Genomic DNA, 21,570 nt, shown 5'->3' on the forward strand with positions numbered 1-21,570 from the left:
CCCGGGTGAATTACCAGTAACTCCATTCTTACTGTTGACGGAACCACACTCCCGCGGCGTCCCCGGCAATGTCGGGACAGAAACCTGGACGAAACTTTTCTTGAGCTACGAGAGCGTCGCCGTTCACCTGACCGTCACATTGCGCCCCGATATGTCCGACGAGCATCTGGGCCGGAGCTTCGCCGGCGTGTCGTGGACCGCGCCGAACCGAACCAGGCCGGCGGCATTCCCCGACCTGCTAGGCTTCGCATTCGTGCTGCTGAGCCCCCATGAACAGGAACGACTGCTGATCCATGTGGCGGCCGGGCTCGCCCGTGAACGGCGAGCCCGTGGGCTGCGGCTGAACCATCCCGAAGCGACCGCGATCATCACCTCGTTCCTGCTGGAGGGCGCGCGGGACGGTCGCGGCGTCGCGGACCTGATGAGCGCCGGGCGAACCGTGCTCACCCGGGACGACGTCATGGAGGGCGTGCCGGAGATGCTCGGCGAGGTGCAGGTCGAAGCCACCTTCCCGGACGGCACCAAGCTGGTCACCGTCCACCGGCCGATCCCGTGATCCCCGGGGAGATCCTGACCGGCGACGATCCCGTCGAGATCAACGCCGGACGCCCGGTACGCACGGTGCTGGTCCGTAACATGGGCGACCGGCCGGTGCAGGTCGGCTCGCACTACCACTTCGCCGCGGCGAACCCCGCTCTCGACTTCGACCGGGCGAGTGCCTGGGGCCACCGGCTCGCGGTGCCCGCCGGCACCGCGGTCCGCTTCGAACCCGGCGTGGAACGCGAGATCGAACTGGTGCCGCTGGCCGGCGCCCGGGTCGTGCCGGGCCTGCGACCGGAATCGGCCGGCCCGTTGGACGCCGCGAGCGGCACCCGGATTGCGGACACCGCGACGATTGAGGATATATCGGGCTTTCAGGGAGAGGGTTCGTGAGCCGACTCGACCGCTCCCGCTACGCGGCCCTGTACGGCCCCACGGTCGGCGACCGTATCCGGCTCGCGGACACCGACCTGTTCATCGAGGTGACGGAGGACCGCAGCCGCGGGCCGGCGGGCACCGGGACCGGTGACGAGGCCGTCTTCGGGGGCGGCAAGGTCATCCGTGAGTCGATGGGGCAGTCCCTGGCAACCCGCGCCGAGGGTGCGCCCGACCTCGTCATCACCGGCGCCGTCGTTCTCGACCACTGGGGTGTGGTCAAGGCCGACGTGGGGATCCGCGACGGCCGGATCGTCGCGCTGGGTAAGGCCGGCAACCCGGACACAATGGACGGCGTCCATCCCGAGCTGGTGATGGGGCCCGGCACCGAGATCATCGCCGGTAACGGGAAGATCCTCACCGCCGGCGCGGTGGACTGCCACGTCCATCTGATCTGCCCGCAGCAGGTTCCGGAGGCGCTGGGCGCCGGCATCACCACGCTGATCGGCGGCGGCACCGGCCCGGCCGAGGGCACGAAGGCGACGACGGTGACGCCCGGATCCTGGAACCTGGCGCGGATGCTGTCCGCGCTGGACGACTGGCCGGTCAACGTTGTCCTACTCGGCAAGAGCAACACGGTCAGCGACGAGTCGATGTGGGAACAGCTGCGAGCCGGGGCGGCCGGCTTCAAGCTGCACGAGGACTGGGGGACGACGCCGGCCGCAATCGACGCCTGCCTGCGGGTCGCCGACGCCGCCGGCGTCCAGGTTGCGCTGCACTCCGACACCCTGAACGAGGCCGGCTTCGTCGAGGACACGCTGGCCGCCATCGCCGGCCGGGCGATCCATGCCTACCACACCGAGGGGGCCGGCGGCGGGCATGCCCCGGACATCATCACGGTCGCGGCCGCCGGCAACGTGCTGCCGTCATCGACGAATCCGACCCGCCCGCACACCGTCAACACCCTCGACGAGCACCTCGACATGCTGATGGTCTGTCACCATCTCAACCCCAGCGTGCCCGAGGACTTGGCCTTCGCCGAGAGCCGGATCCGGCCGTCGACGATCGCAGCCGAGGACATCCTGCACGACCTGGGCGCGATCTCGATGATCGGTTCGGACTCGCAGGCGATGGGCCGGATCGGCGAGGTCGTCCTGCGTACCTGGCAGACCGCGCATGTGATGAAGCTCCGGCGCGGGTCCCTGGCCGGCGACGATCGGGCCGACAACACCCGGGCCCGGCGCTACATCGCCAAGTACACGATCTGCCCGGCGGTGGCGCACGGCCTGGACGCGGAGATCGGCTCGGTGGAACCCGGCAAGCTCGCCGACCTGGTGCTGTATGACCCGGCGTTCTTCGGGGTGCGGCCGTCGCTGGTCCTCAAGGGCGGGTTCATCGCCTGGGCCGCGATGGGCGATGCGAACGCCTCCATCCCGACCCCGCAGCCGGTGCTGCCCCGGCCGATGTGGGGAGCCGCCCGTGGTCCGGCCGCCGCGTCGTCGTTGATCTTCGTTGCCCCGGCGGCGATCGAGGACGGGCTGCCCGGACGGCTGGGGCTCGCCACCCCGGTGGTGCCGGTCGCGGATGTGCGCCGCCGCGGCAAGGCGGATCTTCCCGAGAACACCGCGACACCGGACATCCGGGTGGACCCCGACACGTTCACCGTCACGGTGGACGGTGAGGCGATCGAGGCGGATCCGGTGAGCGAACTTCCGATGACCCAGCGCTACTTCCTGTTCTGAATGTTCTGATTCTGAGTGTTCCGACGGTTCTTACCGCGGCTGTCACTGCGTATCCAGAGGCTTCCAGGTCCGATGAATTTTCCGGGCCCGATGAATGTAAACGCCACAGCGGTTCGGATACGGACTAACGCCGGGAGCGGCTACGGTGACGATTGAGGGCGATACCGCACGGGACGGCGGGATCGAGGACGTGGCTGGTCCGACCGGGCGATCCGGACGGCGGGCGACGCTGCTGGTCCTCGCGGACGGCCGGATGCCCACGGGAGGTCACGCCCACTCGGGCGGTGTTGAAGCAGCGGTGACGGACGGGAGTCTGGCGAACCTGTCCGATCTGGCGGCCTTCCTCGTCGGACGGCTCACCACGACCGGCCTGGTCGCCGCGGCCTTCGCGGCCGCGGCCTGCCGGGCCGGCACGCAGCCGGGTCCCGCGACGCGGGCGCCACACGCCGACCACGTCCCCACCGCATCCGTCACACCCGCCACCATCGCCACACCCGCCACACCCGCCACCATCGCCACCTTGGACGCCGAGCTTGACGCCCGGATACCCTCCCCCGCCCAACGCGACGCGAGCCGGGCTCAGGGACGCACGCTGCTGCGAGCGGGCCGGGCCGCCTGGCCCGTGCCGCCCGGTCCACGTGCACCGCACCACCCGTGCGCATTAGGCATGGTCGCCGCGGGCGCGGGCCTGCGTCCCTCGGACGCCGCCCTGGTCGCCGCCCACACCACGGTCACCGGACCCGCGACCGCCGCGACCCGCCTGATGGGGCTGGACCCCTTGGCCGTCACCGCCGTGCTCGCCCGGCTCGCCGACGAGGTCGAGGCGATCGCGCTGGCCGGCGCGGAGGCTTCCCGACGCCCGCCCCGGCTGCTGCCCGCCGTCACCGGTATCCGCCTCGATCTCCTGGCCGAACGGCACCGCACCACGGCGCTACGGATGTTCACGTCCTGACCGGTGCCCGCCGACTCGTCGTCATCGGTCCCAGACCCGGCCCGTCGGCTACTCGGCCGATCGCGATCGCGCGGCGCCGGGTGGACCCGCGGGCGCCGGCCGATCCCGTCGCCCCCGGCTGGCACCATGGCAGCCATGAGACGGGGGGTCATCCTGGGCGGGGTCGCGGCCGGGCCGGAGGGCCCCCTCGTCACGGCCGCCCGAACGGGCCGCACGGGCACGGACCGTCATCCGGGTCGAATCGGCTCCGGACGGCACGGCGAGGCTCATCGAGTTGCGCTCCGACGTGCCGATCGTCCTGCGCCAGACCGGAGCATCCCCTGGTCGGACCAGGGCCTCGTCTACGGTGCCCGCGCTGTCCGCGGACGCGCTGCCGACCGCGACGGTTCACCTGGTCAACGCGGCCGCCGGACCGCTGGCGGGTGATGATCTGGGACTCGACATCTCCGTCGGCAGCGGGGCGCGCCTGGTGGTGCGTTCGGTGGCCGCGACGATGGCCCTGCCCGGTCACGGGCCCGGGCCGTCCCGCTTCACCGTGTCGGCACGGGTGGCCCCGGGTGGCGCGCTGGACTTCGCGCCGGAGCCGACCGTCGCGGCGCGGGGCTCGGACCATCTCCTGGTGACCGATGTGCACCTGGCGACCACGGCCTGGCTACGGCTGCGCGAGGAGATCGTGCTGGGCCGATTCGGGGAGACGACCGGATCGATACGTAGCACCCTGCGGGTGGACGTGGACATGGACGCCCATGCGGAGGTGGATCCGCCATCCGAACCGACCCCCCTGCTGCGCCAGGATCTCGTCCTCGGTCCCCAGCCTGGCCGGACCAGCCCTCCTCGGCTCGGCTCGTGCCGTCGGGTCGCTCCTCGTCGCGGGGCCCGATCCGGTGGGCTCTCCGGCAGCCCGGCGGGAATCCGTGCCGGCAAAGAGGGCGGAATCCGGCGCGCAGGCGGCCGTCGCGGACGGAGTGGCGCTGCTTCCCCTGGCTGGTCCGGGTTATCTCATCTCCGCCCTCGCCGAGAATGCAGTTACTCTCCGACATCGCCTGGAACGAGGGCCGGCTCCTGCCACGGTCTGACTCGGACGCCCAGTCAGGCGCGGGCGGCGGTGCCGTGGAGCCGATAGAACAAGCGCGACCGCCTGTTCGGCGCGGGCCCGGCGGTTACTGTCGGTCCAGGCCGGAGGCCGACCCAGCAGGGCGACGATCTGACTGTCGCGGATGGTGAGGCCGACCGCCAACCGGTCCTGTTCGACTGTCCCGGCCGGGATGGATGACTCGCTCACGCGACGGAGCGTTCCCAGCCACCGCCCTCTACCGACTCGGCCACGGCACCCCGTCCTACCTCGGGACCACCGGCTAGGTCCGGGGCTGATCGGTCGATCCGCCCCGGACCGGCGGCGAGACCGATGACGATGCCGTGACGGGCCACCGCGTAGGGGTGGGCGTCGGTGTGGACGTAGGCGTGGGGGAAGCCGGGGCCACGGCCGGCGCGGGGACCGCCGAGGCTGTCGCCATCACCAGGGGTGTTGCGGGCACCGTGGACGAGGCGGATGGCGAAGCCGATGAGCCGGCGGAGGCCGATGAGCCGGCGGAGTCGGGCGGCCCGGCCACCGAACCCTCACGCCGTTCACCCGGGCCATTCGGATACTCGGGGGTGGCGGCCGGGGCACCGTGATCCTGGTAGGTACGTCCCTTCCAGGCCGCTCCCCGCCCGGCCCGCTTGAGCCGCGCCGAGTCCACCGTCATCGCGAGGTACAGCACGGCCACTCCGGGGAGCAGCAGGGCCAGCGGCAGCGGCTGACAATAGTAGCGGGTCATCGGCAGATAGGTGACAGTCATGATCAACCAAGCGATCCCACCGACGAGAGCCGTGGCGACGTCGCCGGTCACGATGCCCACGATGGTCGCGACCACTGGGATGACAAAGACCAGGCTCAGCCCCAACACGGTCCCGACCAGCAGCGACGGGGAGTGCCGCAACTGCGCATAGGCGCTGCGGGACACCATCTTCCACAGATCCGCGAGCCGCGGATACGGGCGCTGGCTGTGGACCTGCTCGGCGAGTCCGAGCCACGTCCGCCCACCCGAGCGCTTGATGATCCGCGCGATCGCCACGTCGTCGATGACGGCGCCGCGCACCTCCGCCAGTCCACCGGCCGCCGCAAGGGCCTCCCGGCGGATCAGGGAGCATCCGCCTGCCGCGGCGGCCACCCGCGAACCCGGCCGGTTCGACCACCGGAACGGGTACAGCATCGCGAAGAAGTGCACGAAGGCCGGGACGATCAGACGCTCCCAGCCGGTCTGCACCCGTAGCACGGCCATCTGCGACACCATGTCCAGCTTCTGGGAGGTCGCCGACTCGACGAGCGCGGTCAGCGATCCCGGGCGGTGGGAGATGTCCGCGTCGGTGAGGAGCAGGAAGTCGACGTCGCCAGCGCACTCGATGCCCCGCCGCAGCGCCCACAGCTTCCCGGTCCAGCCAGTGGGGGGTTCGGTGGATGTGGTCATGGCCGGCGTCACGTTGGTCTCACCACGCGCGGCGGCCTGTTCCGCCAGGTCCCGGGCAACCTCCGTGGTCCCGTCGGTGGAACCGTCGTCCACCAGGATCAGCTGGACAGGACCGGGATAGTCCTGGGCAAGCAGCGTCGGAAGCGTCACGGAAAGCACGTCGGCCTCGTCCCGAGCCGGCACGACGATCGCCACACTGGGCCAAGCGGTCGGCGCCTGCCGGGATGGCAGGCGCTGATCGGTCCGCCAGAAGAACCCATGGCCGACGGTCAGGTAGAGCCAGGCGAGCAGAGAGGCAACGGCGACCCACAGCAGCACTGTCACAGAAAGTGATACTGCCACGGGCCCCTCAAGGGCGTGCGGGCGCCCCGGGTAATGCGGGGTTACAAGGCTTCCGTCCCGGTCTGGCCGAGCCGGTACGGAGATCTCCCCCCCGAAACTTTCCTGCCGCGCCACCATGAAATCCCAGGCCTCCGGCCGGCGGCGGGGTAGCCGACATGAGCATCGACGATGGTGCCCACCACGCCCCGCGGCAACAATGAGCACCTCCCGTAACCTCACGATCGACAGGAGTGATCGGAGATACCCGGTTGCGACCAGTTGAAAACGAAAAGTGATCGGCGATGCGCGACGAACGGCTGGCGAGGGGGCGAGGCAACAGCCACGGATCGGCGTCCGTCGGCGGTTGCGGGTGCATCGGAGCAGCTTCGTCACGACCAGGCCCGCTCGTGCCGGGACAGTAGTGGGTACAACGGCCTCGGCTACACCATAATCAAGGGGTGACACGAAGCCGTCGTACCGAGCAGACGGCTGACACCCGTCAGGCCCTGATCTCCGCCGCCCGCCGTCGGTTCGCCGAACAGGGGTTCGCCTCCACCGGCACCGAGGAGATCGTCGCCGACGCGCAGGTCACCCGCGGCGCGCTTTATCACCACTTCCGCGACAAGGCCGCGCTGTTTCGCACCGTGATGGAACAGGTCGCGACGGAGGTGGCCGAACAGCTCGTCGCCGGTGAACTTGCTCGGGACGCGGAGCTTCCCAGCGACGCCTGGACGCAGCTCCGGTCCGGGTTCCAGTCCCTGCTCGACATCTCCACCGCGGACAGCGACTTCCAGCGCATTGTCCTCGTCGACGGTCCGGCCGTGCTGGGCAACGACGCCTGGGATACGCTCGTTGAGAAGCACGGCTACCGGCTGCTCTCGGAGTGGCTGGAGCGCGCGATGGCCGAGGACCGCATCGACCCGCTGCCAGTGGTCCCGCTGACCAGGCTGGTCGCTGCCCTGCTGTCGGAGGCGAGCATCTACACCGCCGGCGCCGCGGACCCGGACACCGCCCGCCTCGAGGTCGGCACCGTGCTCGACCGGCTGCTGCGCGGGCTCGGCCGCGGTGGCGATCTCGCCGAGCAGCCGCCGGTCAGTGCCGACGGCGGCGCCGGCTCCCGCGGGACCGCCGGCTAAGGCCGACTGGCGTCGTCAACGCCAGCGAAACCCTGCTCCCGCCGGCCCTGCTCCCGCCGACGCGAGGCGGGGCGGCACAGACGACGACCGCCCCGACCGGGTGAACCCGGTCGGGGCGGCGACCTGCCGTGCCGGACGACGTCACCTGACGGTGACGGTGGCGCCGTGAGCCGACTCAGACCACGATGGGCCAGCTCAGACGCTGCGGGCCGCTCGGATGGACTCCTTGAGGGAACCCATGGTGGCCAGCACCGCGGAGGTCTCATAGCCGCAGTGCGCCATGCAGTTCGCGCACCGCGGGTCCTTGCCACGACCGTAGGCGTCCCAGTCGGTGGTCTCGACGAGCTCCTTGTAGGACGAGACGTACCCGTCGCTCATCAGGTAGCAGGGCTTCTGCCAGCCGAAGAGCGAGTAGCTCGGGATGCCCCACGCGGTGCAGCTGAGCTCCCTCTTACCCTCCAGGAAGTCCAGGAAGACCGGCGAGTGGTTGAGCCGGAACTTCTTGCGCCGGCCGTCCGCGAAGACCTTCGAGAACATCTCGCGGGTCTCCTGGACCCCCAGGAAGTGCTCCTGGTCGGGTGCCTTCTCGTAGGCATAGCCGGGTGAGAGCTGGATCTGGTCGACCTTGAGATCGTCGTTGAGGAACGTCAGGATGTCGATGACGTCCTGCGGGCTGTCGTTGTTGAAGAACGTCGAGTTGGACCCGACCCGGAAGCCCGCGGCCTTCGCCGCGTGGAAGGCACGGACGCACTCGTCGAACGTGCCCTCCTTCTCCACCACCGCGTCGTGCCGCTCACGCAGACCGTCGATGTGCAGGACGAAGGTGAAGTACGGCGACGGGGTGAAGTTCTTGAGCTTCTTCTGGAGCAGCAGCCCGTTCGTGCAGAGGATCACGAACTTCTTGCGCTTGACCAGCTGGTTCACGATCTCGTGGATCTGCGGGTGCATCAGCGGCTCGCCGCCCGCGATCGCGACCACCGGAGCGCCGCATTCCTCCACCGCGGCCAAGGCGTCGTCGACGCTCATCCGCTGCTTGAGCACGGACGCCGGATGCTGGATCTTGCCACATCCAGTGCAGGACAGGTTGCAGGCAAACAGCGGCTCCAGCTCCAGTACGAGCGGGAAGTGCTTGCGACGAAGCAGCTTCTGCTTCGCCAGGTAGGTCCCAATCCGGAGCTGGTACCGCCACTCGACCGCCACGGCTGGCCCCCTCTCGTTAGGTCACCAGTGGATGAGCGATGATCTCTGTATTGACCATACAGCGTGTACGTACAGACTGCATGTGGATCGTCCGATGAACTGCCCCACAAGGGTGTCCGTTAGCCGACCCCGCCGAGTTGCGGACACCGGGAAGACAAGGCCGGGACAGCGCGGACACGGGTTCGGGACAGTCCACGGACGATGTCGGGCCAGCAGCCCGACGACGTGCCCGTGGTCGCATCCGGCCCGGCCGAGCATCGGGTCGGGTCTCCGGCCAGGCCGCGGAATCAGGCCGCGGAATCAGGCCATGGGATCAGGCCGCCTCACCCATGATCAGACAGGTGCTGCTGGCAGTGGCCACGACCTTGCCCTCGTCATCCCGGACGTCTCCCTCGGCGAAAGCCACCCGCCGTCCCGGCCTGGTCACCCAGCCGTGCGCGGTGAGCCGGCTCGGCCGGCCGACGACGACGCGTACCGGCCGCAGGTAATTAACCTTGATCTCGATGGAGGTATACGCCACCGCGGCCGCCAGCGTGGAGTGCACCGCGCAGGCAGTCGCAGTGTCCAGGATCGTGCAGACCAGGCCACCGTGGACGAGGCCGATCGGGTTGTAGGCCGACTCGTCCGGCAGACAGGTGAAGACAACGTCTCCCGGCGCGACCTCGACCGGCCGGAAGTCGAACAGGCGGGAGATCGGGGGCGGCGGAATGCGCCCGTCACGCATCGCGGACAGGAACTCCAACCCGCTCAGCGACGCCGCCGCCGCGGCGACCGGCAGCGGGTCGTGCCAGGTGATCGTCTTGCTCCGCGGCTCGCCCCAGGCAGCCGGGTCGTGCAGGTGGCCTGAGGCGGATTCGGGCCGCGCGGATTCGGGCTCAGTCGTGGTCATGCCCGCAGCCTAGACCGGCTGCATTCAGGATACGTACCCAGTATCGGTAGGATGCACCGATGCAGGAATCGTCCGACGGCCCGCAGGCCTGTCCGATCGCGCGGACGCTGGAGGTCGTGGGTGAGCGCTGGTCCCTGCTGGTCATCCGGGAGATCACGCTGGGGGTCCACCGCTTCGAGGGCATCCGGGCCGGCACCGGGGCGCCCCGAGCCGTGCTGGCCGAGCGGCTGCGGGCGCTGGAGCGCGCGGGGGTGCTGGAGCGTCAGCCGTACCAGGAGGCGGGCGCTCGGTCCCGGCACGAGTACCGGCTGACGTCCGCCGGCCGGGACCTGGCACCGGTCCTGCTGGCCCTGCGCCGGTGGGGTGAGCGGCACGCCGCACCGACCCGGCCGCCCGCGGCCGATCGCGGCGCCGCATCCGGCTGAACCGAACCCCACCGTGCCGCCCGGGCGACGCCACCGGCTTCGCCCTCGCCGAGCCGCACCTCGGGACCGCCCGGGAGCCGGGCGCACTATGGCCCTGGAACGGGCGCCGGGGCCGGTTGGCGCAGTTCCTTGGGCAGGTGGAAGGCGAGCGTCTCGGTGCCGACGGAACGCACCGAGACGTCCGTTGCGCCGAGACCCGACAACGCGGTCAGGAGCTCGTCGACGAGGGACGGCGGGGCCGAGGCGCCGGCCGAGATGCCGATCGTGTCCACGCCGGCAAGCCAGGACAGATGCACGTCCCCGACGTCCCCGACCAGATGCGCCTCGACGCCGTCGCGCCTGCTCACCTCGACGAGCCGCACGGAGTTCGCGCTGTTGGCCGAGCCGACGACGAGGACGAGCTGGGCCTCCTCGGCAACCTTGCGGACCGCGTTCTGCCGGTTCGAGGTCGCGTAGCAGATATCGGTGGAGCCCGGCCCGACGATCGCCGGGAACCGCTCCGTCAACGCGTCGACGACCTCCGCGGCCTCGTCCAGGGCCAGCGTGGTCTGCATGAGGTAGGTAACGCGCTCGGGATCGGGAACGTCGAGGGAGCCGACGTCGGCCGAGGACTCGACCAGCGTGATGCGGCCGGGCGCCTCGCCGAGGGTTCCGTCCACCTCCTCGTGGCCGGAATGGCCGATGAGCAGCACAGTGTCCCCGCGGGCGGTGAACCGGCGGGCCTCGGTGTGCACCTTCTCCACCAGCGGACAGGTGGCGTCGATAACGGACAGGCCGCGCTCGCCCGCCTGGTCCCAGACGGCCGGGGCCACTCCGTGTGCGGAGAAGACGACCGTCGAGCCGCCGGGCACCTCGTCGAGCTCCTCGACGAAGATCGCTCCACGGCTGGCCAGGTCGGCTACCACGTGGGCGTTGTGCACGATCTGCTTACGGACGTAGACCGGCGCGCCGTAGATCTCCAGGGCGCGCTCGACGACCTCGATCGCCCGTTCGACGCCGGCGCAGAACGCCCGCGGCTCGGCGAGCAGAACCTGGCGACGGCCGACCGCGGCGGCCCACGCCTCGATGGGGCGCCCGAGCGGACGCATCGTGCGCAGACCACGGATTCCGCGGCGGGCCAGGTCGATACGTCCCAGCGGCTGCGCCGCCGTGTCGACGATGACGCGGACGGCGGCGAACGGCACGTCGCCGACTCCCGCCGCCAGCTCCGCGGACTCCATGTCGACGGCAAGGGCCCCGGTCGCGGCGAGTTCCGCGCGGGCCGTGCCGCCGACGAGCCGCGGCACGGTGACGATCGGGCCGACGTGCACGGTGAGCCCGAGCCTGCGCAGGTCGCCGGCCAGCAGGGGCGCGGCCGCGCAACGGCCGGCGACGGTGCCGTCGGCGTTGCGGATCTCGCTGGCCACGACGACGTCACCGGGCTCGATCCCGGCAGCCAGTCCCCCGGAGAGACCGACGAGGGCGACGGCGTCCGGGCCTGTGTCGCGCACCAGCCGGGCGGCCCTGCGCGCCCGTTCCGGACCCATGCCGGTGCGCACGATGACGGTGTCCGCGCTGAGGCCTGACCGACCGGCGGCCATTGCCTCGACCCGCAGGGCCGCCGCGACGACCAGCCGCGCCCGACCGCGCACGGGGGTTGGCTCCTGCTCCGGAACGACCGCCGCGGCCGGCCGGTGGACCGACGCCGGGAGCGCGGCCGACGGCAGGGACGGCGACGACGACTCCTGCGCCGGGATCTCGGTGGGGGAGGCCGGAACGGCCCTGATCCCGGCACCCGCGGCCGCGGCGACGGCCGTCTGAGCCGCGCTCGTCGTGGCGGCGGACACGCCGTCCCCGGCGTCTCCTGCGCCCCCGACCGACACGCCGTCCCCGACGTCCCCTGCGCCCCCGACGGACGCGCCGTCCCCGACGTCCCCTGCGCCCCCGGCGTTCCCGTCGCAGCCGGCCGCGGATGCGAAGATGTTCATGGCGTGGCCACCCCGGTGAGGGTCACGTACCGACCAAGCGCGGTCAGCGGGAAGACCAGCCGGTACAGGTGGTAGTTGAGGTAGAAGTCACCGGGGAAACCGGTTCCGGTGAACTGGGGCTCGTCCCAGGTCCCATCCGGCCGCTGGGTCTCGCACAGCCAGCGCACTCCCCGTTTGACGGCCTTGCTGTGCGGGTCGACAGCCAGCAGCGCGAGCAGGGCCCAGGCGGTCTGCGAGGCGGTGAGCTCACCCCGACCGATCCAGGCCGGATCGTCGTAGGAGCGTGGGTCCTCACCCCATCCACCGTCGGGCGACTGGTGCTCCAGCAGCCAGCGCACCGCGGCTGTGATCGCCGGGTGGTCGGCGGGAACGCCGGCGGCGATCAGCGCCGGAACCACGGCGCCGGTGCCGTAGACGTGGTTGATCCCCCACCGGCCGAACCAGGAGCCGCCCGGTTCCTGGTTGTCCAGCAGCCACTGCACCGCCCGCCGGGTGATCGGGTGGTCGGAACGGCCGAGGTCGGCCAGCATCTCCACAATGTGGGCGGTGACGTCCGCCGACGGCGGGTCGACCACCTCGCCGAAGTCGCAGAACGGGATCTTCGCTGTCAGCGTCCGCACGTTGTCGGCGTCGAAGGCACCCCAGGCCCCGTCCGACGACCGCATGCCGACGCTCCAGTCGACCCCACGGGCCGCGGCCGCGCGCATCGCCCCGGCCAGCTGCGGGTCGACCGCCGCGAGGCCGCGGGAGGCGCGGTCACGCGCGGCCGGCGAGAGCTCGGCGCTGCCGCCCGGGGTGACGCTGCCGCCCGGGGTGACGCTGCCGCCCGGGGTGACATGGCTGCCACCGAGCAGGCGACGCAGCGCCAACACGACCTCGGCGGTGTCGTCGGTATCCGGGTAGAAGTCGTTGTCGAACTCGAACGCCCAGCCGCCAGGGGCGAGCGCCGGACGGCGGACCGCCCAGTCCCCGGCCACCCTGACCTCTTCGTCGACCAGCCAGCGGCCGGCCCGCACCATCGCGGGATGGTCGGCGGGGACGCCGGCGTCCGAGAGCGCGACCACCGCGAGCGCGGTGTCCCAGACCGGCGACTGGCATGCCTCGATCTGGGCGGTCGGCCCCTCCGGGGTCTCGCGCCGGATGATGTAGCGTTCCATTCCCCGGAACGCTGTGGCGATCACCGGGTGGTTGAGGGGGTATCCCATGAGATGCAGCGCCATGACGGAGTAGATCCACGGCGGCTGGATGCCCCCCCAGCACCCGTCGGCCTCCTGGCGGGCGACGACCCACTCGGTGGCCCGGCGCAGCGCCAGGGTGCGCAGCACCTTGATCGGCCGGCGCTCATAGCGGTGCAGGATCGCGTCCAACCGCTCGAAGGCGCCTTCCCAGCTGTGCAGCGGGGCCGGCTTCGGCGGCGTCACGGGTGCCGCGACCTTGATCTCGTCGATGCTGAAGCCGAGGTCGCGCACGGGCCGGAGCGACCCGACGATCGTCAACGCGACGATCGTCTGGCGGGCCCAACAGCCGAAGTCGTAGACGTTCAGCGGGAACCAGGACGGCAGGAAGATCAGTTCCGGCGGCAGGACGGGCACGTCGTCCCAGGACCACTCGCCGAAGGTCGCCAGCCAGATGCGGGTGAACACCCGGGCGGCCGCCACCCCGCCCTGGGAGCGGATGAGCGCGGCCGCCGCCGCCATGTGCGGGGCGTCGGGCTCGTCACCGGCCAGACGCAGGGCGATGTACGCCTCGACCGTGGTGGACAGCTCGGCGGGTCCGCCGTAGTACGTGGCCCAGCCGCCGTCCGCGAGTTGCTGGGACCGCACCCACCGGGCGATCGGCTCGGTCTCCTCCTCGGTGCGGATGCCGAGGAACTGCTTCATGAACAGGTGTTCGGCGTCGATCGTGACGTTCGTCTCGAGGTCGCCCTTCCACCAGCCCTCCTCGGACTGCAGCCCGAGGAGGTGGTCCCGAGCCTGGTTGGCCGCGGTCATCGCCGCGGCCAGGTCCGGATCGACCAGGGTCTGCGTCGTGGGCGGGGTGCCGTCGGCGGTCGCCGCGCCACCGCCGGGCACACCACCGCCGGACAGCGGTGGCGAGGACCGGGAGATCCCGTAAGCGTCGGGCGTGGCGGGCGCGGGAATGTTAACGCGCTTCGAGCTCTTCGCGGCCTTTGGAGCAGCCGGGGACGGGTCCGAGGTCAGGCTCATCGACGACTCCCCTCGTCGTACATGCGATGGTCATGAAGACGATCAACGTGCTGATCGCCGGGCCGGGCGGGAACGGCGACTGCACTCACCTGTCGTCTCCTCAGCGGTCTCGTTCGGTCACGAAGCGCGCGAGGGCCAGCAGTTCCGCCTCGATCTCGGCGGGCATCGACAGCGAGCGGAGCACGTTCTCGCAGGCCTTCAGCTGGCCGTCGGCCTCGGCGGTGGTCCAGTCCCGCCCGCCGGCCCGCTCGATCAGGTCCGCGATGTGCGTCAGCTCCGCCTCGGTGGACTCCCCGGTGCCGGTGAGGAACGCCCGCAGCTCCTCGGCCTCGGCTCCGCCGGCCTCCAGGGCCACCACGACCGGCACCGACTTCTTGCGGGAACGCAGGTCCGACAACACCGGCTTGCCGGTCACCGAGGGATCACCCCAGATACCAAGCAGGTCGTCGATGAGCTGGAACGCGGTGCCGAGCCGGGAGCCGTACTCGGCGAGGGCGTTGACCATGTCGTCACCGGCCCCGGCGAGCACGGCGCCGAGGGAGGCCGAGCAGGCCAGCAGAGCGCCGGTCTTGCCGTCCTCCATGTGCAGCGTCTCGGCGACGCTGACGTCCGACCGTTTCTCGAACATCAGGTCCTCGGCCTGGCCACGGACGAGGTCCTGGACGCCCGCGCCCAGGATCAGCGCCGCACGACGGCCGGGCTCCCCCTCGACCTCCAGCAGAACCTGGGTCGCGAGGCCGAGCAGCGCGTCCCCGGCGAGGATCGCGCCGTCGGCACCGAAGATCGTCCAGGCCGTGGGCCGGTGGCGGCGCTCGGTGTCGCCGTCCATAAGATCGTCGTGCAGCAGCGAGAAGTCGTGCACCAGCTCAACGGCGACCGCTGCCGGCAGCCCGGTCTCCGCCGGGGCGCCGGCGGCCTGCGCCGACAGCAGCGCCAGCGCCGGGCGTACCAGCTTGCCCCCGCCGCCGGACAGTGGCGCGCCCTCGGCGTCGACCCAGCCGCGGTGGTAGGCGACGACGTGACGAAGTCGTGGGTGGAGCCGATCCACCGTGGCGCGCAAGGCAGGCACGGTGAGGGTCCGCCCACGCTCGATCGCATCCGGAACCGTCATGGTCATACCGGGAATCCCCCTGTGGATGTGTGCCTTGGCTGGCCGGACGGAAGCGGCCGGACGACCGCCGCCGATCCGGCGGGAACCGCGTTGTCCCCTCGTGGATCCTGTGGATCCCGCACCTGCGCGGCCGTGGCGCCGCCGCCCGGTGCGCTCACCGATTCAGTGCCTACCGGTACCGACTCACCCACCTGCTCGGGGAGCCGTCCGTCCGTCCTTCGGGCCTGCAGGCCCGGCCCGCGTGGCTCGTTGACGTCGACCCCCATACCGGCCAGGTTCTCACGGACAGCAGTGAGTCCGCTACGCACGGCCGACTCCATGGTTGCCGGCCATCCGGTGTCGGTCCAGGTCCCGGCCAGGGCGAAGCCGGTCAGGCCGGTCGACGCGCCCGGACGCAACGCGAGCGAACCGGGCACCTGCCGGAAGGTCGCCGTACGTTCCCGAGTGACGAAAACCTCCAGCGGCCCGGCCGCCCGCGCGGCCGGGAACAGCCGGGCCATCTCCTCGACGAACAGGGTCCGCAGCTCGTTCGCCGGACGATCGACCCATGGCTCCGCCGCGGACTGCGATAGCGCCAGGTACTGGGCACCGGGCGGGCCGGCGGCGGCGAGCCCGGAGGAGACCGTGCGATCGAAGATCCATTGAATAGGCGAGTCGACCACGGCCAGGAACGGGCCGTCGATCACCGGTCGAGGATAGATCATGTGCACGTTGATGATCGGCGATTCGCCGAGCTCACGCAGCCGGGCCGCCTCGGGTTCGGCGCCGGCCGGCAGAAGGGACGCGGCGGCGGGCGGCGGCACCGCGAGCACGACCGCGTCCGCCCGCAGCACGCCGCGGTCGTCGGTGCCGGGCACCGCCGCGCCGCGACCGGTCCCGCCCGCGGTGACGGCCAGCTCCCATCCGCTGCCCGCGGCGGTGATGGACCGGACCTTCACCCCGGTGCGCACGTCGGCGCCGGCCGCGGTGAGCGCCTCCATCGCCGCGTCGCCGTGCAGTCGGGACAGGGGGACCTCGGCCCAGCCGAGGTCACCGGCGGCGGCGCCTTCCAGCAGACCGGTCCGCACGACCTTGGCTGCGAGGCCGAGGGATGCGCCGGCGGCGGGCACGTTCAGCGTCGCGACCGTCAGCAGTTCCCACAACGCCTTCGTCGCCGCGGGGCCCTGGCCGTGGGTGGACAACCAGGTGCCGAACGACTGCTCGTCCACCGCCGGGGAGCGCTGGTCGAGCCGCCCGAGCTGAAACGCCGCGAGCCCGGCCCGCAGCCGTTCGGCGATCGGCAGCGCCTGGTATCCCAGCAACGCCGGGGCCAGGTGCAGTGGCGCCGGCAGCGGGACCCTCGTCCGGCGCAGCCGGGTCCGGGTCAACGAGTCGCCGAGCAGCACCGGCACGTCCAGCCGGGACTGCAAGGTGGTCAGGTGTTCGACGCCGAGTCGCTGCAGCAGCCCACGGTAGGCCGTGCAGCACCGCATGAACACATGCTGGCCGGTGTCGATCCACAGCTGCCCGCGCCGGAACGACGTCGTCGCCCCGCCGAGGCGGGGACGCGCCTCCAGCAGGGTCACGCGGGCCCCGCTGTCCACGGCCAGCAGCGCCGCGGCCATACCCGCGAGCCCGCCGCCGACGACGGCGAGATGCGGGCGTTCGTCCGTCCGCCCGGCGGGCCGCGTCCCCCGTGCCGGCGCGACGTCCGCACCGCCACCCGTGGTCATGCCGCCCTCATCTCGGGCCGCCCCGCGAGGCTGCGGGCGGCGACGACCGCCTTCTCCCAGCCGGGCAGCGCCAGCCGGCGATCGAGCACCGCGGACGGATCGGTCTTGATCCGCCGGTTGAGCCGCAGGTAGATGCCGGCCATCGCTCCACAACAGGCCGCGCTGCGCCGGTCGAGCAGGTCGAGCAGGACGAGCCCACGCCCATACCACTCCTCCGCTCGCCGCGCCGACGTCCGCAGGTACGCGATGAGCGCGTCGGGGGGGCCGCCGAGGCGACCGGTCGCGTCCACCTCGAGTTCGACGCCGGCGGCCTTCAGCTCCTGGCGCGGCAGGTAGATCCGGCCGCCGAGCAGGTCCTCGCGCACGTCCCGGAGGATGTTCGTCTGCTGGAGTGCGACCCCGAGGGCGTCCGCGACCCCCGAGGCGTCGCGGTGGGAGGTGGCCCGCTCGCTGCCAAAGATGCCGAGCGAGAGACGCCCGATCGTCCCGGCGACCAGGCGGCAGTAGCCGACAAGATCGTCGAACGTGTCGTAGGTGGTGCCGCGCACGTCACTCTCGACCCCGTCGGCGAGTTCGATGAACGCCTCCAACGGGATCGGGAACCGGCGGGCGGCGTCGGCGAGGGCGACGAAGACCGGATCATCGGAGCTGTTCGTCCCCAGCTCCTCGACCTCCGCGCGGACCTGCGCCAGCCCGGCGAACTTCGCCTCCTCGGGAAGATCGCCGTCGCCGATGTCGTCGAGGCGGCGGGCGAGCGCGTAGACGGCGCTCAGCGCCCCCCGCTTCTCGGCCGGCAGCAGGCGGATGCCGTAGGAGAAGTTGCGTGCCGCCTCCTTGGTCACGGCCTCGCAGGCGGCATACGCCTCCGCCACGGTCGGCCGGCCCGCGGGGAACTGCGCCGCGGTACTCATCGAACCTCACCCATCTCCGGAAGAACGGACTGTGCGGCGGGGACGCCGGCCTGGGTACTCGTCGCGGCGGTGCCGCCGTGGGCTGTGGAACCGGAACCGGAACCGGAACCCGGCCAGGCCCCGGCCGCGCTGGTCGCGGTGGCGACGGCGGCCGCCGTGTGCGCCACCGCCGACGCTCCGGGAGCCAGCGACCGGGCCAGCGCCGCCAGCGCGAACTCGGCGACCCGTGGCTTCGTCGCCTTCGGTGGCCCACCGAGCACGTCGTAGCCGGCGCGCCGGATCGCGTCCAACGCCGCCCGGCCCCCGCCCACGAAACCGGCCAGGGCCAGCCGCAGCCGCCCGGGCACCATCGACACCAGGGGAGCACCCTGGTCGATCACCGTACGGGCCCGAGCAACCTCGAAGGCCATCAGATGGCGCACGGCCGGACTCGCGACGGAAGCCCGCAGATCGGCCTCGGTCACCCCGAAGGTGTCCAGATCCTCCAGCGGCAGGTAGATCCGGCCGGCGGCGAGGTCCTCGGCCACGTCCTGCCAGTGCTCGGCGAGCTGCAAGGCGGTGCACACCCGGTCCGACAGCACGACCCGGTCGGGGGTCGCCAGCCCGAAGACGCCCAGCACCATCCGTCCGATCGGATCGGCCGAGAGCGTGCAGTAGCGGACCAGGTCGTCGAAGGTCTCGTAACGGGTGACCCGCTGGTCCTGCCGGTTGGCCTCGACGAGACGCTGGAACGGTTCGGCGGGCAGGTCACAGTCCCGCACGGTCCGCGCGAGCAGGCGCAGGACCGGCAGCTCCGGCTGCCCGCCTGTCCAGATCACCTCGAGGTCCGCCGACAACCGGTCGAGCAGGGCGAGCCGGTCGCCGGTCGCCTCGTCGCCGAGGTTGTCGACGAGCCGGCTGAAGGCGTACAACGCGTTGAAGTGGAAACGAACCGCCGCAGGCAGAACGAACGGCGAGACCGGGAAGTTCTCCGCCGGGGCGGCGCGCAGCAGCTGCTCGGCGGGAGTTGCCAGGCCCGTCGCGGCCGGCTGGGCAGGCGTGCGTGATGGGCTGGTTCGGGCGTCGATGGCTGTCATACGCCTCTCCTTCGATGGCGGTCTGCACTACGGACGCGGTCGGGTCGGATCCCGCATCCCCGGGTGCCATGACCGGCGCGGACGTACCCGCAGAGCCCGGGTTCGGAAGGCTCTTCGGAAGGCTCCGCGGTGGGGTGGCTGCCCGGGTCTCGCCGAGGCGATCAGGATGCGGATCGCACCGGGTGGTCATGGGCACGATCAGCGCGGGCCGGTGCGGGAGATGGGCCGGCCCTGGGCCGGTATCGGGATGAGCTCCGCCTGGCCGGCCCCCTTCGGTTGGTCCTCACAGGTCCGTGGGCGGAATGATGCTCCGGCGGCACCACCTGGGCGGCCTGCGGCCGGTGGCCGCCCGTCGGCCGCAGCACTCTCATCGTCGGTGTCGCTCACCCCCAGGGCCGGTCGGAGAGCCGGAAGCGGCCGGGTAGACCACGCCGCGGATCATCCGAAGACACCCGCCAGCCTGCGGTAGACCGACGGGATCGCACCGTGGACCCGCACCGCGCCGAGTAACCAGCGTGGCACCCAGATCTCGGCGTCGCCGCGTCCGGTGGCCGCCAGCATGCGCTGCGCGACAAGCCCGGCCGGTATGGGCCGGGGCCAGCGACGGACGTAGGGCGCGCCACGGCGGTGGAAAAATGGTGTGTCGACGACACCAGGTAGACACAGGGTCACCGTCACACCGCGACCGGCGACCTCGGACCGCAACGCGTCGGCGAAACCGAGCAGAGCGGCCTTGGTAGCGGAATAGGCGACCTCACCGCGCACTCCCAGCGCGCCGGCGATGCTGCCCACCAGCAGGATGCGCCCCTGGCCGCGGTCGAGCATGGCCGGCAACATGGCCCGGACCAGCATCATCGGCGACAGCACGTTGACCGTGACCAGCTCCGCGATCGCGGCCGGGGACATCACCTCGAACGGGCCCGCCGCCCCGAGACCGGCCGAGCACACCAACAGGTCGACCTCGCCGAGAAGCTCGGTCGCCCGGGAGGAGACCATCAGTTCCGAGCCGGGACTAGACAGGTCGACCGCGATCCGGTGCCCCTCGGTCGCCGCGGCCACCTCGTCAAGCGCGGCCCCGTTGCGACCGACCAGCAGCGACCGGCATCGGTCCGCGGCCAGCAGCAGCGCGGCCTCCCGGCCGATACCGCTGGATGCTCCCGTGATGACGGCGGTCCGGGGCGGCCAGGTCGAGACGACCGAGCCGGCCCGTAGGGCCAGCCCGGTGAGAGATGTAGACACTCCGTTACCGAAAGCGGGGCGAGACCGGGTGCTCACGACACACCGCTTCCGGTCATTCCCCTCACGCCGTTCTCCCCCGCGGGCACTGGTTGCACGTCACCTACAACTTTCCCTACTCGTCGCCCCGCGTTGCGAGGTGGTCCGACCGAAGGTGATTCGGTGTGGTCCGCTGGCACGAACTCGCCGGCCGGATCGTTGCGTCGGCCACCCTGGCGGGCGGCACCGATCCGAACAGCCACTGCTCATCTCATCAACGCCGGGCTCCGGATCCGCGGCGCGTTGGTAACTCCGCGCCACCGGGCTCACGACTGCCACCATTCCACCGTCCCGTCGCCGGATCGTCCATGGTCAGATGGGCGACATCGGACGGCGGGGGCCTAGCGCGACTCCGGACTCCCTATCACACTCCCTCATCCCAACCGCCCGGCGTCGCCCGATATGACAGCGGTCCGATCGATTCGGAATCTGCTCTCAGAGACTTTCTTCCGGGGACTTCGAACTGGCTCCACATCGACGACTGGGTATTGCGGACTATTTACAACCGCATTGCCTCCGGAGGAAGGACGCGCCGACGACACCTTGCCGACTCGATGCCGGTACACGGCGTCAGGGTCATGGTCGGCCTGCTCCGACGCCAACACCCTCCCGTCAGTCCGATCCGGTCACCACAGGATCACCGGCCGCGACGGAGGCAAAGCCGCCGAGACCTACCTCCGGCGGCAGATGTGTCGACCCGTCCGCGGCGTGCGCCGGACAGGCGGAAGGCTCATCATCCAAACGCTGATCCATCCTCCACACACGACCACCCTACCGCCCCAGACAAACAAGAGCGAAAGCGGCATTTGCCACGACCAAATAGACGGACCACCATCTACGAACGTCTGAAGAGTGAGATGAGGCACATGAACCGCGAAGGTGGCTGGATACGAAGGGGTGATGCACCGGATCGCTCACGGTCCGGCGCATACAGTCGTCAGTGGAACCGGACGGAGGCCAGGTCCGGCACGGGAGGCCGGTGAGGCGCCGCGGCCTCCCGGCACGCAGGACGTTCTTCGTGCGCCGGGCAGGATGTCTCGACCGGACCCGCGTCGGCGACCGGAGCATCCCGTGACCCGGTCGGGTCAGCACCGGAGGGAGACCTGTCACTTTCATGCCCCTCATCACCCACCGCGCCGCAGCCGCCGGAGTCAGCGGCGGAGACGGAGTCAGCGGGATCGTCACCGAGAGCGGCGAGGGCAGCAGCCACGATCTCCCCCTGCT

General features: G+C 71.4%; 17 protein-coding genes. 7 read left to right on the plus strand and 10 right to left on the minus strand.

Translation table 11 applies throughout. The features are described from left to right. Window positions 1-253 precede the first annotated feature (253 nt). From AC08OX_RS04495 to AC08OX_RS04515, 5 genes are all read left to right on the plus strand, one after another. Entirely contained in the window at window positions 254-556 is a 303-nt protein-coding gene (locus tag AC08OX_RS04495) for an urease subunit gamma (RefSeq protein WP_035732629.1), read from the plus strand. After that, the gene (locus AC08OX_RS04500; RefSeq protein WP_011435286.1) at window positions 553-933 is read left to right on the plus strand and encodes an urease subunit beta; all 381 of its coding nucleotides are present in this window, start codon (window positions 553-555) and stop codon (window positions 931-933) included. Before AC08OX_RS04495 ends, AC08OX_RS04500 begins: the two co-directional genes overlap by 4 nt. Continuing rightward, complete coding sequence (locus AC08OX_RS04505; protein ID WP_476606649.1) at window positions 930-2,657, plus strand: urease subunit alpha; 1,728 nt, start codon at window positions 930-932, stop codon at window positions 2,655-2,657. Before AC08OX_RS04500 ends, AC08OX_RS04505 begins: the two co-directional genes overlap by 4 nt. Window positions 2,658-2,802: 145 nt before the next feature. Beyond that, window positions 2,803-3,609 carry an urease accessory protein UreF gene (locus AC08OX_RS04510; protein ID WP_476606650.1) on the plus strand — a complete coding sequence of 269 codons (807 nt, stop codon included), beginning with the start codon at window positions 2,803-2,805 and terminating at the stop codon, window positions 3,607-3,609. Between the two features lie 274 nt (window positions 3,610-3,883). Then, window positions 3,884-4,732: an urease accessory protein UreD gene (locus AC08OX_RS04515; protein ID WP_476606651.1), complete on the plus strand. Its 849-nt coding sequence runs from the start codon at window positions 3,884-3,886 to the stop codon at window positions 4,730-4,732. Between the two features lie 232 nt (window positions 4,733-4,964). On the opposite strand, the gene AC08OX_RS04520 is transcribed toward AC08OX_RS04515, so the two are convergent. Further along, entirely contained in the window at window positions 4,965-6,440 is a 1,476-nt protein-coding gene (locus AC08OX_RS04520) for a glycosyltransferase (RefSeq protein WP_476606652.1), read from the minus strand. Window positions 6,441-6,895: 455 nt separating this feature from the next. Here AC08OX_RS04520 and AC08OX_RS04525 point away from each other — a divergent pair, with 455 nt between their 5' ends. Then, entirely contained in the window at window positions 6,896-7,573 is a 678-nt protein-coding gene (locus tag AC08OX_RS04525) for a TetR/AcrR family transcriptional regulator (protein ID WP_476606653.1), read from the plus strand. Between the two features lie 195 nt (window positions 7,574-7,768). On the opposite strand, the gene hpnH is transcribed toward AC08OX_RS04525, so the two are convergent. Both hpnH and AC08OX_RS04535 read right to left on the minus strand, forming a co-directional pair. Beyond that, a complete protein-coding gene (gene hpnH / locus AC08OX_RS04530) occupies window positions 7,769-8,773 on the minus strand; it encodes an adenosyl-hopene transferase HpnH (RefSeq protein WP_011435280.1) in 1,005 nt (334 codons plus the stop codon). A 313-nt stretch (window positions 8,774-9,086) separates the two neighbouring features. Next, window positions 9,087-9,662: a PaaI family thioesterase gene (locus tag AC08OX_RS04535; RefSeq protein ID WP_476606654.1), complete on the minus strand. Its 576-nt coding sequence runs from the start codon at window positions 9,660-9,662 to the stop codon at window positions 9,087-9,089. A 59-nt stretch (window positions 9,663-9,721) separates the two neighbouring features. Here AC08OX_RS04535 and AC08OX_RS04540 point away from each other — a divergent pair, with 59 nt between their 5' ends. Continuing rightward, a complete protein-coding gene (locus AC08OX_RS04540; protein ID WP_476606655.1) occupies window positions 9,722-10,087 on the plus strand; it encodes a winged helix-turn-helix transcriptional regulator in 366 nt (121 codons plus the stop codon). Window positions 10,088-10,173: 86 nt separating this feature from the next. On the opposite strand, the gene ispH is transcribed toward AC08OX_RS04540, so the two are convergent. The 7 genes from ispH to AC08OX_RS04575 form a co-directional block, all read right to left on the minus strand. Continuing rightward, window positions 10,174-12,054 carry a 4-hydroxy-3-methylbut-2-enyl diphosphate reductase gene (gene ispH, locus AC08OX_RS04545; RefSeq protein ID WP_476606656.1) on the minus strand — a complete coding sequence of 627 codons (1,881 nt, stop codon included), beginning with the start codon at window positions 12,052-12,054 and terminating at the stop codon, window positions 10,174-10,176. Continuing rightward, a complete protein-coding gene (locus AC08OX_RS04550; protein ID WP_476606657.1) occupies window positions 12,051-14,261 on the minus strand; it encodes a terpene cyclase/mutase family protein in 2,211 nt (736 codons plus the stop codon). The genes ispH and AC08OX_RS04550 overlap by 4 nt, the downstream gene beginning before the upstream one ends. Before the next feature lie 100 nt (window positions 14,262-14,361). After that, a complete protein-coding gene (locus AC08OX_RS04555; protein WP_476606658.1) occupies window positions 14,362-15,378 on the minus strand; it encodes a polyprenyl synthetase family protein in 1,017 nt (338 codons plus the stop codon). Beyond that, window positions 15,375-17,084 (minus strand): hydroxysqualene dehydroxylase HpnE, encoded by a 1,710-nt coding sequence (gene hpnE / locus AC08OX_RS04560; RefSeq protein ID WP_476606659.1) that lies wholly within the window; start codon window positions 17,082-17,084, stop codon window positions 15,375-15,377. Before hpnE ends, AC08OX_RS04555 begins: the two co-directional genes overlap by 4 nt. Continuing rightward, a complete protein-coding gene (hpnD, locus tag AC08OX_RS04565; RefSeq protein WP_476606660.1) occupies window positions 17,081-17,995 on the minus strand; it encodes a presqualene diphosphate synthase HpnD in 915 nt (304 codons plus the stop codon). The genes hpnE and hpnD overlap by 4 nt, the downstream gene beginning before the upstream one ends. Then, window positions 17,992-19,071: a squalene synthase HpnC gene (gene hpnC, locus AC08OX_RS04570; RefSeq protein ID WP_476606661.1), complete on the minus strand. Its 1,080-nt coding sequence runs from the start codon at window positions 19,069-19,071 to the stop codon at window positions 17,992-17,994. The genes hpnD and hpnC overlap by 4 nt, the downstream gene beginning before the upstream one ends. Before the next feature lie 438 nt (window positions 19,072-19,509). After that, window positions 19,510-20,289, minus strand: a complete 780-nt coding sequence (locus AC08OX_RS04575) for an SDR family NAD(P)-dependent oxidoreductase (protein WP_085014068.1) — start codon at window positions 20,287-20,289, stop codon at window positions 19,510-19,512. Between the last annotated feature and the right edge of the window lie 1,281 nt (window positions 20,290-21,570).

The sequence above is a fragment of the Frankia sp. CoBUL1 genome, assembly GCF_978021245.1.